Here is a 13,760-nt window from a genome sequence, read left to right on the forward strand (position 1 = left end):
GTCGCGATGGGCATTATCGTCGCACAGCCAGAACCGGTCCACCCGCCCGCCTCAGAAGGCGGCCACGCACATTTTCAATGCCTTTGTCTTGGTGTCGTTGAGCCGATCAACCCGCCGGTTGAATTCCGCTGTCGACGCGTGCGCACCGATGGCATTTGCCACCGCGCGGGCCGCGTCGACATATGCGTTGAGCGCATCCCCCAGTTGCGCGGACAGCGCGGCGCTCAGACTGCCTGAGACCGTCGAGGCACTGTTGTTGAGCGCGTCGATGGCCGGACCTTCGGTCGGCCCGGTGTTGCGGCCCTGATTGAACGCGGCCACGTAGGCGTTCACCTTGTCGATGGCGTCCTTGCTGGTGGCCGCCAGCGCGTCACACGAGGTGCGAATCGCCTTGGTCGTCAGCGATTGTTGGCGCTGCGACTCCCGGATGCTCGACGTCGCCGCCGAAGCCGACACCGACGCGGACACCGACGAGCGGTAGGCCGGTGCGACGTTGGTGTCGGGCATGGCCGTACCGTCGGTGACAGTGGTACATCCGACGATCCCCATCAGCAGCAGCGCGATGCAGCCGAGCGCCAGGGCGCCTCGCCTGGGGAGCTCCCCCCCGTGCCTGCGAGGCACGGCGCGCCATCCGATGAGCACGGCATGTGAGGTTACCTGGTCGCAGCGCGACCGCGCTGGCCGTGGTGTGTCGCGCATCCGCAGAACCGAGCGGAGTGCGGCTATCCGCCGCCGACGCCGGTGCGGCACGATAGGGGGACGACCATCTAAACAGCACGCAAGCGGAAGCCCGCCACCTACAGGAGTAGTGCGTTGACCACCGATTTCGCCCGCCACGATCTGGCCCAAAACTCAAACAGCGCAAGCGAACCCGACCGAGTTCGGGTGATCCGCGAGGGTGTGGCGTCGTATTTGCCCGACATTGATCCCGAGGAGACCTCGGAGTGGCTGGAGTCCTTTGACACGCTGCTGCAACGCTGCGGCCCGTCGCGGGCCCGCTACCTGATGTTGCGGCTGCTAGAGCGGGCCGGCGAGCAGCGGGTGGCCATCCCGGCATTGACGTCTACCGACTATGTCAACACCATCCCGACCGAGCTGGAGCCGTGGTTCCCCGGCGACGAAGACGTCGAACGTCGTTATCGAGCGTGGATCAGATGGAATGCGGCCATCATGGTGCACCGTGCGCAACGACCGGGTGTGGGCGTGGGTGGCCATATCTCGACCTACGCGTCGTCCGCGGCGCTCTATGAGGTCGGTTTCAACCACTTCTTCCGCGGCAAGTCGCACCCGGGCGGCGGCGATCAGGTGTTCATCCAGGGCCACGCTTCCCCGGGAATCTACGCGCGCGCCTTCCTCGAAGGGCGGTTGACCGCCGAGCAACTCGACGGATTCCGCCAGGAACACAGCCATGTCGGCGGCGGGTTGCCGTCCTATCCGCACCCGCGGCTCATGCCCGACTTCTGGGAATTCCCCACCGTGTCGATGGGTTTGGGCCCGCTCAACGCCATCTACCAGGCACGGTTCAACCACTATCTGCATGACCGCGGTATCAAAGACACCTCCGATCAACACGTGTGGTGTTTTTTGGGCGACGGCGAGATGGACGAACCCGAGAGCCGTGGGCTGGCCCACGTCGGCGCGCTGGAAGGCTTGGACAACTTGACCTTCGTGATCAACTGCAATCTGCAGCGACTCGACGGCCCGGTGCGCGGCAACGGCAAGATCATCCAGGAGCTGGAGTCGTTCTTCCGCGGTGCCGGCTGGAACGTCATCAAGGTGGTGTGGGGCCGCGAATGGGATGCCCTGCTGCACGCCGACCGCGACGGTGCGCTGGTGAATTTAATGAATACAACACCCGATGGCGATTACCAGACCTATAAGGCCAACGACGGCGGCTACGTGCGTGACCACTTCTTCGGCCGCGACCCACGCACCAAGGCGCTGGTGGAGAACATGAGCGACCAGGATATCTGGAACCTCAAACGGGGCGGCCACGATTACCGCAAGGTTTACGCCGCCTACCGCGCCGCCGTCGACCACAAGGGACAGCCGACGGTGATCCTGGCCAAGACCATCAAAGGCTACGCGCTGGGCAAGCATTTCGAAGGACGCAATGCCACCCACCAGATGAAAAAACTGACCCTGGAAGACCTTAAGGAGTTTCGTGACACGCAGCGGATTCCGGTCAGCGACGCCCAGCTTGAAGAGAATCCGTACCTGCCGCCCTACTACCACCCCGGCCTCAACGCCCCGGAGATTCGTTACATGCTCGACCGGCGCCGGGCCCTCGGGGGCTTTGTTCCCGAGCGCAGGACCAAGTCCAAAGCGCTGACCCTGCCGGGTCGCGACATCTACGCGCCGCTGAAAAAGGGCTCTGGGCACCAGGAGGTGGCCACCACCATGGCGACGGTGCGCACGTTCAAAGAAGTGTTGCGCGACAAGCAGATCGGGCCGCGGATAGTCCCGATCATTCCCGACGAGGCCCGCACCTTCGGGATGGACTCCTGGTTCCCGTCGCTAAAGATCTATAACCGCAATGGCCAGCTGTATACCGCGGTTGACGCCGACCTGATGCTGGCCTACAAGGAGAGCGAAGTCGGGCAGATCCTGCACGAGGGCATCAACGAAGCCGGGTCGGTGGGCTCGTTCATCGCGGCCGGCACCTCGTATGCGACGCACAACGAACCGATGATCCCCATTTACATCTTCTACTCGATGTTCGGCTTCCAGCGCACCGGCGATAGCTTCTGGGCCGCGGCCGACCAGATGGCTCGAGGGTTCGTGCTCGGGGCCACCGCCGGGCGCACCACCCTGACCGGTGAGGGCCTGCAACACGCCGACGGTCACTCGTTGCTGCTGGCCGCCACCAACCCGGCGGTGGTTGCCTACGACCCGGCCTTCGCCTACGAAATCGCCTACATCGTGGAAAGCGGACTGGCCAGGATGTGCGGGGAGAACCCGGAGAACATCTTCTTCTACATCACCGTCTACAACGAGCCGTACGTGCAGCCGCCGGAGCCGGAGAACTTCGATCCCGAGGGCGTGCTGCGGGGTATCTACCGCTATCACGCGGCCACCGAGCAACGCACCAACAAGGCGCAGATCCTGGCCTCCGGAGTAGCGATGCCCGCGGCGCTGCGGGCAGCACAGATGCTGGCCGCCGAGTGGGATGTCGCCGCCGACGTGTGGTCGGTGACCAGTTGGGGCGAGCTAAACCGCGACGGGGTGGCCATCGAGACCGAGAAGCTCCGCCACCCCGATCGGCCGGCGGGCGTGCCCTACGTGACGAGAGCGCTGGAGAATGCTCGGGGCCCGGTGATCGCGGTGTCGGACTGGATGCGCGCGGTCCCCGAGCAGATCCGACCGTGGGTGCCGGGCACATACCTCACGTTGGGCACCGACGGGTTCGGCTTTTCCGACACTCGGCCCGCCGCTCGCCGCTACTTCAACACCGACGCCGAATCCCAGGTGGTCGCGGTTTTGGAGGCGTTGGCGGGCGACGGCGAGATCGACCCATCGGTGCCGGTCGCGGCCGCCCGCCAGTACCGGATCGACGACGTGGCGGCTGCGCCCGAGCAGACCACGGATCCCGGTCCCGGGGCCTAACGCCGGCGAGCCGACCGCCTTTGGCCGAATCTTCCAGAAATCTGGCGTAGCTTTTAGGAGTGAACGACAATCAGTTGGCTCCAGTTGCCCGCCCGAGGTCGCCGCTCGAACTGCTGGACACTGTGCCCGATTCGCTGCTGCGGCGGTTGAAGCAGTACTCGGGCCGGCTGGCCACCGAGGCAGTTTCGGCCATGCAAGAACGGTTGCCGTTCTTCGCCGACCTAGAAGCGTCCCAGCGCGCCAGCGTGGCGCTGGTGGTGCAGACGGCCGTGGTCAACTTCGTCGAATGGATGCACGACCCGCACAGTGACGTCGGCTATACCGCGCAGGCATTCGAGCTGGTGCCCCAGGATCTGACGCGACGGATCGCGCTGCGCCAGACCGTGGACATGGTGCGGGTCACCATGGAGTTCTTCGAAGAAGTCGTGCCCCTGCTCGCCCGTTCCGAAGAGCAGTTGACCGCCCTCACGGTGGGCATTTTGAAATACAGCCGCGACCTGGCATTCACCGCCGCCACGGCCTACGCCGATGCGGCCGAGGCACGAGGCACCTGGGACAGCCGGATGGAGGCCAGCGTGGTGGACGCGGTGGTACGCGGCGACACCGGTCCCGAGCTGCTGTCCCGGGCGGCCGCGCTGAATTGGGACACCACCGCGCCGGCGACCGTACTGGTGGGAACTCCGGCGCCCGGTCCAAATGGCTCCAACAGCGACGGCGACAGCGAGCGGGCCAGCCAGGATGTCCGCGACACCGCGGCTCGCCACGGCCGCGCTGCGCTGACCGACGTGCACGGCACCTGGCTGGTGGCGATCGTCTCCGGCCAGCTGTCGCCAACCGAGAAGTTCCTCAAAGACCTGCTGGCAGCATTCGCCGACGCCCCGGTGGTCATCGGCCCCACGGCGCCCATGCTGACCGCGGCGCACCGCAGCGCTAGCGAGGCGATCTCCGGGATGAACGCCGTCGCCGGCTGGCGCGGAGCGCCGCGGCCCGTGCTGGCTAGGGAACTTTTGCCCGAACGCGCCCTGATGGGCGACGCCTCGGCGATCGTGGCCCTGCATACCGACGTGATGCGGCCCCTAGCCGATGCCGGACCGACGCTCATCGAGACGCTAGACGCATATCTGGATTGTGGCGGCGCGATTGAAGCTTGTGCCAGAAAGTTGTTCGTTCATCCAAACACAGTGCGGTACCGGCTCAAGCGGATCACCGACTTCACCGGGCGCGATCCCACCCAGCCACGCGATGCCTATGTCCTTCGGGTGGCGGCCACCGTGGGTCAACTCAACTATCCGACGCCGCACTGAAGCATCGACAGCAATGCCCTGTCATAGATTCCCTCGCCGGTCAGAGGGGGTCCAGCAGGGGCCCCGGAAAGATACCAGGGGCGCCGTCGGACGGAAAGTGATCCAGACAACAGGTCGCGGGACGATCTCAAAAACATAGCTTACAGGCCCGTTTTGTTGGTTATATACAAAAACCTAAGACGAGGTTCATAATCTGTTACACCGCGCAAAACCGTCTTCACAGTGTTCTCTTAGACACGTGATTGCGTTGCTCGCACCCGGACAGGGTTCGCAAACCGAGGGAATGTTGTCGCCGTGGCTTCAGCTGCCCGGCGCAGCGGACCAGATCGCGGCGTGGTCGAAAGCCGCTGATCTAGATCTTGCCCGGCTGGGCACCACCGCCTCGACCGAGGAGATCACCGACACCGCGGTCGCCCAGCCATTGATCGTCGCCGCGACTCTGCTGGCCCACCAGGAACTGGCGCGCCGATGCGTGCTCGCCGGCAAGGACGTCATCGTGGCCGGCCACTCCGTCGGCGAAATCGCGGCCTACGCAATCGCCGGTGTGATAGCCGCCGACGACGCCGTCGCGCTGGCCGCCACCCGCGGCGCCGAGATGGCCAAGGCCTGCGCCACCGAGCCGACCGGCATGTCTGCGGTGCTCGGCGGCGACGAGACCGAGGTGCTGAGTCGCCTCGAGCAGCTCGACTTGGTCCCGGCAAACCGCAACGCCGCCGGCCAGATCGTCGCTGCCGGCCGGTTGACCGCGTTGGAGAAGCTCGCCGAAGACCCGCCGGCCAAGGCGCGGGTGCGTGCACTGGGTGTCGCCGGAGCGTTCCACACCGAGTTCATGGCGCCCGCACTTGACGGCTTTGCGGCGGCCGCGGCCAACATCGCAACCGCCGACCCCACCGCCACGCTGCTGTCCAACCGCGACGGGAAGCCGGTGACATCCGCGGCCGCGGCGATGGACACCCTGGTCTCCCAGCTCACCCAACCGGTGCGATGGGACCTGTGCACCGCGACGCTGCGCGAACACACAGTCACGGCGATCGTGGAGTTCCCCCCCGCGGGCACGCTTAACGGTATCGCCAAACGCGAACTTCGGGGGGTTCCGGCACGCGCCGTCAAGTCACCCGCAGACCTGGACGAGCTGGCAAACCTATAACCGCGGACTCGGCCAGAACAACCACATACCCGTCAGTTCGATTTGTACACAACATATTACGAAGGGAAGCATGCTGTGCCTGTCACTCAGGAAGAAATCATTGCCGGTATCGCCGAGATCATCGAAGAGGTAACCGGTATCGAGCCGTCCGAGATCACCCCGGAGAAGTCGTTCGTCGACGACCTGGACATCGACTCGCTGTCGATGGTCGAGATCGCCGTGCAGACCGAGGACAAGTACGGCGTCAAGATCCCCGACGAGGACCTCGCCGGTCTGCGTACCGTCGGTGACGTTGTCGCCTACATCCAGAAGCTCGAGGAAGAAAACCCGGAGGCGGCTCAGGCGTTGCGCGCGAAGATTGAGTCGGAGAACCCCGATGCCGTTGCCAACGTTCAGGCGAGGCTTGAGGCCGAGTCCAAGTGAGTCAGCCTTCCACTGCTAATGGCGGTTTCCCCAGCGTTGTGGTGACCGCCGTCACAGCGACGACGTCGATCTCGCCGGACATCGAGAGCACGTGGAAGGGTCTGTTGGCCGGCGAGAGCGGCATCCACGCACTCGAAGACGAGTTCGTCACCAAGTGGGATCTAGCGGTCAAGATCGGCGGTCACCTCAAGGATCCGGTCGACAGCCACATGGGCCGACTCGACATGCGACGCATGTCGTACGTCCAGCGGATGGGCAAGTTGCTGGGCGGACAGCTATGGGAGTCCGCCGGCAGCCCGGAGGTCGATCCAGACCGGTTCGCCGTTGTTGTCGGCACCGGTCTAGGTGGAGCCGAGAGGATTGTCGAGAGCTACGACCTGATGAATGCGGGCGGCCCCCGGAAGGTGTCCCCGCTGGCCGTTCAGATGATCATGCCCAACGGTGCCGCGGCGGTGATCGGTCTGCAGCTTGGGGCCCGCGCCGGGGTGATGACCCCGGTGTCGGCCTGTTCGTCGGGCTCGGAAGCGATCGCCCACGCGTGGCGTCAGATCGTGATGGGCGACGCCGACGTCGCCGTCTGCGGCGGTGTCGAAGGACCCATCGAGGCGCTGCCCATCGCGGCGTTCTCCATGATGCGGGCCATGTCGACCCGCAACGACGAGCCTGAGCGGGCCTCCCGGCCGTTCGACAAGGACCGCGACGGCTTTGTGTTCGGCGAGGCCGGTGCGCTGATGCTCATCGAGACGGAGGAGCACGCCAAAGCCCGTGGCGCCAAGCCGTTGGCCCGATTGCTGGGTGCCGGTATCACCTCGGACGCCTTTCATATGGTGGCGCCCGCGGCCGATGGTGTTCGTGCCGGTAGGGCGATGACTCGCTCGCTGGAGCTGGCCGGGTTGTCGCCGGCGGACATCGACCACGTCAACGCGCACGGCACGGCGACGCCTATCGGCGACGCCGCGGAGGCCAACGCCATCCGCGTCGCCGGTTGTGATCAGGCCGCGGTGTACGCGCCGAAGTCTGCGCTGGGCCACTCGATCGGCGCGGTCGGTGCGCTCGAGTCGGTGCTCACGGTGCTGACGCTGCGCGACGGCGTCATCCCGCCGACCCTGAACTACGAGACACCCGATCCCGAGATCGACCTTGACGTCGTCGCCGGCGAACCGCGCTATGGCGATTACCGCTACGCAGTCAACAACTCGTTCGGGTTCGGCGGCCACAATGTGGCGCTTGCCTTCGGGCGTTACTGAAGCACGACATCGCGGGTCGCGAGGCCCGAGGTGGGGGTCCCCCCGCTTGCGGGGGCGAGTCGGACCGATATGGAAGGAACGTTCGCAAGACCAATGACGGAGCTGGTTACCGGGAAAGCCTTTCCCTACGTAGTCGTCACCGGCATCGCCATGACGACCGCGCTCGCGACCGACGCGGAGACTACGTGGAAGTTGTTGCTGGACCGCCAAAGCGGGATCCGTACGCTCGATGACCCATTCGTCGAGGAGTTCGACCTGCCAGTTCGCATCGGCGGACATCTGCTTGAGGAATTCGACCACCAGCTGACGCGGATCGAACTGCGCCGGATGGGATACCTGCAGCGGATGTCCACCGTGCTGAGCCGGCGCCTGTGGGAAAATGCCGGCTCACCCGAGGTGGACACCAATCGATTGATGGTGTCCATCGGCACCGGCCTGGGTTCGGCCGAGGAACTGGTCTTCAGTTACGACGATATGCGCGCTCGCGGAATGAAGGCGGTCTCGCCGCTGACCGTGCAGAAGTACATGCCCAACGGGGCCGCCGCGGCGGTCGGGTTGGAACGGCACGCCAAGGCCGGGGTGATGACGCCGGTATCGGCGTGCGCATCCGGCGCCGAGGCCATCGCCCGTGCGTGGCAGCAGATTGTGCTGGGAGAGGCCGATGCCGCCATCTGCGGCGGCGTGGAGACCAGGATCGAAGCGGTGCCCATCGCCGGGTTCGCTCAGATGCGCATCGTGATGTCCACCAACAACGACGACCCCGCCGGTGCATGCCGCCCATTCGACAGGGACCGCGACGGCTTTGTGTTCGGCGAGGGCGGCGCCCTTCTGTTGATCGAGACCGAGGAGCACGCCAAGGCACGTGGCGCCAACATCCTGGCCCGGATCATGGGCGCCAGCATCACCTCCGATGGCTTCCACATGGTGGCCCCGGACCCCAACGGGGAACGCGCCGGGCATGCGATTACGCGGGCGATTCAGCTGGCGGGCCTCGCCCCCGGCGACATCGACCACGTCAATGCGCACGCCACCGGCACCCAGGTCGGCGACCTGGCCGAAGGCAGGGCCATCAACAACGCCTTGGGCGGCAACCGACCGGCGGTGTACGCCCCCAAGTCTGCCCTCGGCCACTCGGTGGGCGCGGTCGGCGCGGTCGAATCGATCTTGACGGTGCTCGCGTTGCGCGATCAGGTGATCCCGCCGACACTGAATCTGGTAAACCTCGATCCCGAGATCGATTTGGACGTGGTGGCGGGTGAACCGCGACCGGGCAATTACCGGTATGCGATCAATAACTCGTTCGGATTCGGCGGCCACAACGTGGCAATCGCCTTCGGACGGTACTAAACCCCAGCGTTACGCGACAGGAGACCTGCGATGACAATCATGGCCCCCGAGGCGGTTGGCGAGTCGCTCGACCCCCGCGATCCGCTGTTGCGGCTGAGCAACTTCTTCGACGACGGCAGCGTGGAATTGCTGCACGAGCGTGACCGCTCCGGAGTGCTGGCCGCGGCGGGCACCGTCAACGGTGTGCGCACCATCGCGTTCTGCACCGACGGCACCGTGATGGGCGGCGCCATGGGCGTCGAGGGGTGCACGCACATCGTCAACGCCTACGACACTGCCATCGAAGACCAGAGTCCCATCGTGGGCATCTGGCATTCGGGTGGTGCCCGGCTGGCTGAAGGTGTGCGGGCGCTGCACGCGGTAGGCCAGGTGTTCGAAGCCATGATCCGCGCGTCCGGCTACATCCCGCAGATCTCGGTGGTCGTCGGTTTCGCCGCCGGCGGCGCCGCCTACGGACCGGCGTTGACCGACGTCGTCGTCATGGCGCCGGAAAGCCGGGTGTTCGTCACCGGGCCCGACGTGGTGCGCAGCGTCACCGGCGAGGACGTCGACATGGCCTCGCTCGGTGGGCCGGAGACCCACCACAAGAAGTCCGGGGTGTGCCACATCGTCGCCGACGACGAACTCGACGCCTACGACCGTGGGCGCCGGTTGGTCGGATTGTTCTGCCAGCAGGGGCATTTCGATCGCAGCAAGGCCGAGGCCGGTGACACCGACATCCACGCGCTGCTGCCGGAATCCTCGCGACGTGCCTACGACGTGCGTCCGATCGTGACGGCGATCCTCGATGCGGACACACCGTTCGACGAGTTCCAGGCCAATTGGGCGCCGTCGATGGTGGTCGGGCTGGGTCGGCTGTCGGGTCGCACGGTGGGTGTACTGGCCAACAACCCGCTACGCCTGGGCGGCTGCCTGAACTCCGAAAGCGCAGAGAAGGCAGCGCGTTTCGTGCGGCTGTGCGACGCGTTCGGGATTCCGCTGGTGGTGGTGGTCGATGTGCCGGGCTATCTGCCCGGTGTCGACCAGGAGTGGGGTGGCGTGGTGCGCCGTGGCGCCAAGTTGCTGCACGCGTTCGGCGAGTGCACCGTTCCGCGGGTCACGCTGGTCACCCGAAAGACCTACGGCGGGGCATACATTGCGATGAACTCCCGGTCGTTGAACGCGACCAAGGTGTTCGCCTGGCCGGACGCCGAGGTCGCGGTGATGGGCGCTAAGGCGGCCGTCGGCATCCTGCACAAGAAGAAGTTGGCCGCCGCTCCGGAGCACGAACGCGAAGCGCTGCACGACCAGTTGGCCGCCGAGCATGAGCGCATCGCCGGCGGGGTCGACAGTGCGCTGGACATCGGTGTGGTCGACGAGAAGATCGACCCGGCGCATACTCGCAGCAAGCTCACCGAGGCGCTGGCGCAGGCTCCGGCACGGCGCGGCCGCCACAAGAACATCCCGCTGTAGTTCTGACCGCGAGCAGACGCAGAATCGCACGCGCGAGGTCCGCGCCGTGCGATTCTGCGTCTGCTCGCCAGTTATCCCCAGCGGTGGCTGGTCAACGCGAGGCGCTCCTCGCATGCTCGGACGGTGCCTACCGACGCGCTAACAATTCTCGAGAAGGCCGGCGGGTTCGCCACCACCGCGCAATTGCTCACGGTCATGACCCGCCAACAGCTCGACGTCCAAGTGAAAAACGGCGGCCTCGTTCGCGTTTGGTACGGGGTCTACGCGGCACAAGAGCCGGACCTGTTGGGCCGCTTGGCGGCTCTCGATGTGTTCATGGGGGGGCACGCCGTCGCGTGTCTGGGCACCGCCGCCGCGTTGTATGGATTCGACACGGAAAACACCGTCGCTATCCATATGCTCGATCCCGGAGTAAGGATGCGGCCCACGGTCGGTCTGATGGTCCACCAACGCGTCGGTGCCCGGCTCCAACGGGTGTCAGGTCGTCTCGCGACCGCGCCCGCATGGACTGCCGTGGAGGTCGCACGACAGTTGCGCCGCCCGCGGGCGCTGGCCACCCTCGACGCCGCACTACGGTCAATGCGCTGCGCTCGCAGTGAAATTGAAAACGCCGTTGCTGAGCAGCGAGGCCGCCGAGGCATCGTCGCGGCGCGCGAACTCTTACCCTTCGCCGACGGACGCGCGGAATCGGCCATGGAGAGCGAGGCTCGGCTCGTCATGATCGACCACGGGCTGCCGTTGCCCGAACTTCAATACCCGATACACGGCCACGGTGGTGAAATGTGGCGAGTCGACTTCGCCTGGCCCGACATGCGTCTCGCGGCCGAATACGAAAGCATCGAGTGGCACGCGGGACCGGCGGAGATGCTGCGCGACAAGACACGCTGGGCCAAGCTCCAAGAGCTCGGGTGGACGATTGTCCCGATTGTCGTCGACGATGTCAGACGCGAACCCGGCCGCCTGGCGGCCCGCATCGCCCGCCACCTCGACCGCGCGCGTATGGCCGGCTGACCGCTGGTGAGCAGACGCAGAGTCGCACTGCGCCGGCCGGCGCAGTGCGACTCTGCGTCTGCTCGCGCTCAACGGCTGAGGAACTCCTTAGCCACGGCGACTACGCGCTCGCGATCCCGTGGCACCAGACCGATCCGGGTCCGGCGGTCGAGGATATCGTCCACATCCAGCGCCCCCTCATGGGTCACCGCGTATTCGAACTCCGCCCGGGTCACGTCGATGCCGTCGGCGACCGGCTCGGTGGGCCGCTCACATGTGGCGGCGGCAGCGACGTTGGCCGCCTCGGCCCCGTACCGCGCCACCAGCGACTCGGGCAATCCGGCGCCCGATCCGGGGGCCGGCCCAGGGTTCGCCGGTGCGCCGATCAGCGGCAGGTTGCGAGTGCGGCACTTCGCGGCTCGCAGGTGTCGCAGCGTGATGGCGCGATTCAGCACATCCTCTGCCATGTAGCGGTATTCCGTCAGCTTGCCGCCGACCACACTGATCACGCCCGACGGCGATTCAAAAACAGCGTGGTCACGCGAAACGTCGGCGGTGCGGCCCTGGACACCAGCACCGCCGGTGTCGATTAGCGGCCGCAATCCCGCATAGGCACCGATGACATCCTTGGTGCCGACCGCCGTCCCCAATGCGGTGTTCACCGTATCCAGCAGGAACGTGATCTCTTCCGAAGACGGTTGTGGCACATCGGGAATCGGGCCGGGTGCGTCTTCGTCGGTCAGCCCGAGATAGATCCGGCCCAGCTGCTCGGGCATGGCGAACACGAAGCGGTTCAGCTCACCGGGGATCGGAATGGTCAGCGCGGCAGTCGGATTGGCAAACGACTTCGCGTCGAAGACCAGATGTGTGCCGCGGCTGGGGCGTAGCCTCAGGGACGGGTCGATCTCACCCGCCCACACGCCCGCCGCGTTGATGACGGCACGCGCCGACAGCGCGAACGACTGCCGGGTGCGCCGGTCGGTCAACTCCACCGAAGTGCCGGTGACATTCGACGCGCCCACGTAAGTGAGGATGCGGGCGCCGTGCTGGGCCGCGGTGCGCGCGACGGCCATGACCAGCCGGGCGTCGTCGATCAATTGCCCGTCGTACGCGAGCAGACCACCGTCGAGGCCGTCCCGCCGAACGGTGGGAGCAATCTCCACCACCCGTGACGCCGGGATTCGGCGCGATCGGGGCAACGTCGCCGCCGGCGTACCCGCTAGCACCCGCAAAGCGTCGCCGGCCAGGAAACCGGCACGCACCAACGCCCGCTTGGTGTGACCCATCGACGGCAACAACGGGACCAGTTGCGGCATGGCATGCACGAGATGAGGAGCGTTGCGTGTCATCAGGATTCCGCGTTCGACGGCGCTGCGCCGGGCGATGCCCACGTTGCCGCTGGCCAGATAGCGCAGACCGCCGTGCACCAACTTCGAGCTCCAGCGGCTGGTGCCGAACGCCAGATCATGCTTTTCCACCAAGGCCACCGTCAGACCGCGGGTGGCAGCATCTAAGGCAATGCCAACACCGGTAATGCCGCCGCCTATCACGATGACGTCGAGTGCGCCACCGTCGGCCAGTGCGGTCAGGTCGGCGGAGCGACGCGCCGCGTTGAGTGCAGCCGAGTGGGGCATCAGCACAAATATCCGTTCAGTGCGTGGGTAAGTTCGGTGGCCAGCGCGGCGGAATCGAGGATCGAATCGACGATGTCCGCGGACTGGATGGTCGACTGGGCGATCAGCAACACCATGGTCGCCAGTCGACGAGCGTCGCCGGAGCGCACACTGCCCGACCGCTGCGCCACTGTCAGCCGGGCGGCCAACCCCTCGATCAGGACCTGCTGGCTGGTGCCGAGGCGCTCGGTGATGTACACCCTGGCCAGCTCCGAGTGCATGACCGACATGATCAGATCGTCACCCCGCAACCGGTCGGCCACCGCGACAATCTGCTTTACCAACGCTTCCCGGTCGTCCCCGTCGAGGGGCACCTCCCGCAGCACGTCGGCGATATGGCTGGTCAGCATGGACGCCATGATCGACCGGGTGTCCGGCCAGCGACGGTATACGGTCGGGCGGCTCACGCCCGCGCGCCGGGCGATCTCGGCAAGTGTCACCCGGTCCACGCCGTAATCGACGACGCAGCTCGCCGCTGCCCGCAGGATACGACCACCGGTATCCGCGCGGTCATTACTCATTGACAGCATGTGTAATACTGTAACGCGTGACTCACCGCGAGGAACTCCTT

General features: G+C 66.1%; 11 protein-coding genes. 8 read left to right on the plus strand and 3 right to left on the minus strand.

Translation table 11 applies throughout. The features are described from left to right. Positions 1-51: 51 nt before the first annotated feature. The gene (locus FF952_RS11870) at positions 52-642 is read right to left on the minus strand and encodes an Rv2240c family protein (RefSeq protein WP_031652337.1); all 591 of its coding nucleotides are present in this window, start codon (positions 640-642) and stop codon (positions 52-54) included. A gap of 171 nt (positions 643-813) precedes the next feature. On the opposite strand from FF952_RS11870, the gene aceE reads away from it, so the two are divergent. The 8 genes from aceE to FF952_RS11910 all read left to right on the plus strand — a co-directional run bounded on the left by aceE (position 814) and on the right by FF952_RS11910 (position 11,537). Beyond that, positions 814-3,606 carry a pyruvate dehydrogenase (acetyl-transferring), homodimeric type gene (aceE, locus tag FF952_RS11875; RefSeq protein ID WP_003911788.1) on the plus strand — a complete coding sequence of 931 codons (2,793 nt, stop codon included), beginning with the start codon at positions 814-816 and terminating at the stop codon, positions 3,604-3,606. A gap of 59 nt (positions 3,607-3,665) precedes the next feature. After that, positions 3,666-4,910, plus strand: a complete 1,245-nt coding sequence (locus FF952_RS11880) for a PucR family transcriptional regulator (RefSeq protein ID WP_003411543.1) — start codon at positions 3,666-3,668, stop codon at positions 4,908-4,910. A gap of 238 nt (positions 4,911-5,148) precedes the next feature. Further along, on the plus strand, positions 5,149-6,057 hold the full coding sequence (gene fabD, locus FF952_RS11885; RefSeq protein WP_003904808.1) for a malonyl CoA-acyl carrier protein transacylase: 909 nt from the start codon (positions 5,149-5,151) through the stop codon (positions 6,055-6,057). A 75-nt stretch (positions 6,058-6,132) separates the two neighbouring features. After that, complete coding sequence (gene acpM / locus FF952_RS11890) at positions 6,133-6,480, plus strand: meromycolate extension acyl carrier protein AcpM (RefSeq protein ID WP_003411565.1); 348 nt, start codon at positions 6,133-6,135, stop codon at positions 6,478-6,480. After that, complete coding sequence (gene kasA, locus FF952_RS11895; RefSeq protein ID WP_003411571.1) at positions 6,477-7,727, plus strand: 3-oxoacyl-ACP synthase KasA; 1,251 nt, start codon at positions 6,477-6,479, stop codon at positions 7,725-7,727. Before acpM ends, kasA begins: the two co-directional genes overlap by 4 nt. A 93-nt stretch (positions 7,728-7,820) precedes the next feature. Next, positions 7,821-9,074 carry a 3-oxoacyl-ACP synthase KasB gene (gene kasB, locus FF952_RS11900; RefSeq protein WP_003411576.1) on the plus strand — a complete coding sequence of 418 codons (1,254 nt, stop codon included), beginning with the start codon at positions 7,821-7,823 and terminating at the stop codon, positions 9,072-9,074. Between the two features lie 30 nt (positions 9,075-9,104). After that, positions 9,105-10,526 (plus strand): acyl-CoA carboxylase subunit beta, encoded by a 1,422-nt coding sequence (locus FF952_RS11905; RefSeq protein ID WP_003900487.1) that lies wholly within the window; start codon positions 9,105-9,107, stop codon positions 10,524-10,526. A 123-nt stretch (positions 10,527-10,649) separates the two neighbouring features. Further along, on the plus strand, positions 10,650-11,537 hold the full coding sequence (locus FF952_RS11910; protein WP_003900488.1) for a type IV toxin-antitoxin system AbiEi family antitoxin: 888 nt from the start codon (positions 10,650-10,652) through the stop codon (positions 11,535-11,537). A gap of 68 nt (positions 11,538-11,605) precedes the next feature. On the opposite strand, the gene FF952_RS11915 is transcribed toward FF952_RS11910, so the two are convergent. Together FF952_RS11915 and FF952_RS11920 are read right to left on the minus strand one after the other, a co-directional pair. Continuing rightward, complete coding sequence (locus FF952_RS11915) at positions 11,606-13,156, minus strand: glycerol-3-phosphate dehydrogenase/oxidase (RefSeq protein WP_003411591.1); 1,551 nt, start codon at positions 13,154-13,156, stop codon at positions 11,606-11,608. Next, a complete protein-coding gene (locus FF952_RS11920; protein ID WP_003411595.1) occupies positions 13,150-13,719 on the minus strand; it encodes a TetR/AcrR family transcriptional regulator in 570 nt (189 codons plus the stop codon). Before FF952_RS11920 ends, FF952_RS11915 begins: the two co-directional genes overlap by 7 nt. Positions 13,720-13,760: the final 41 nt, after the last annotated feature.

This window comes from Mycobacterium tuberculosis complex sp. N0072 (genome assembly GCF_030323725.1).
GTDB lineage: Bacteria > Actinomycetota > Actinomycetes > Mycobacteriales > Mycobacteriaceae > Mycobacterium > Mycobacterium tuberculosis.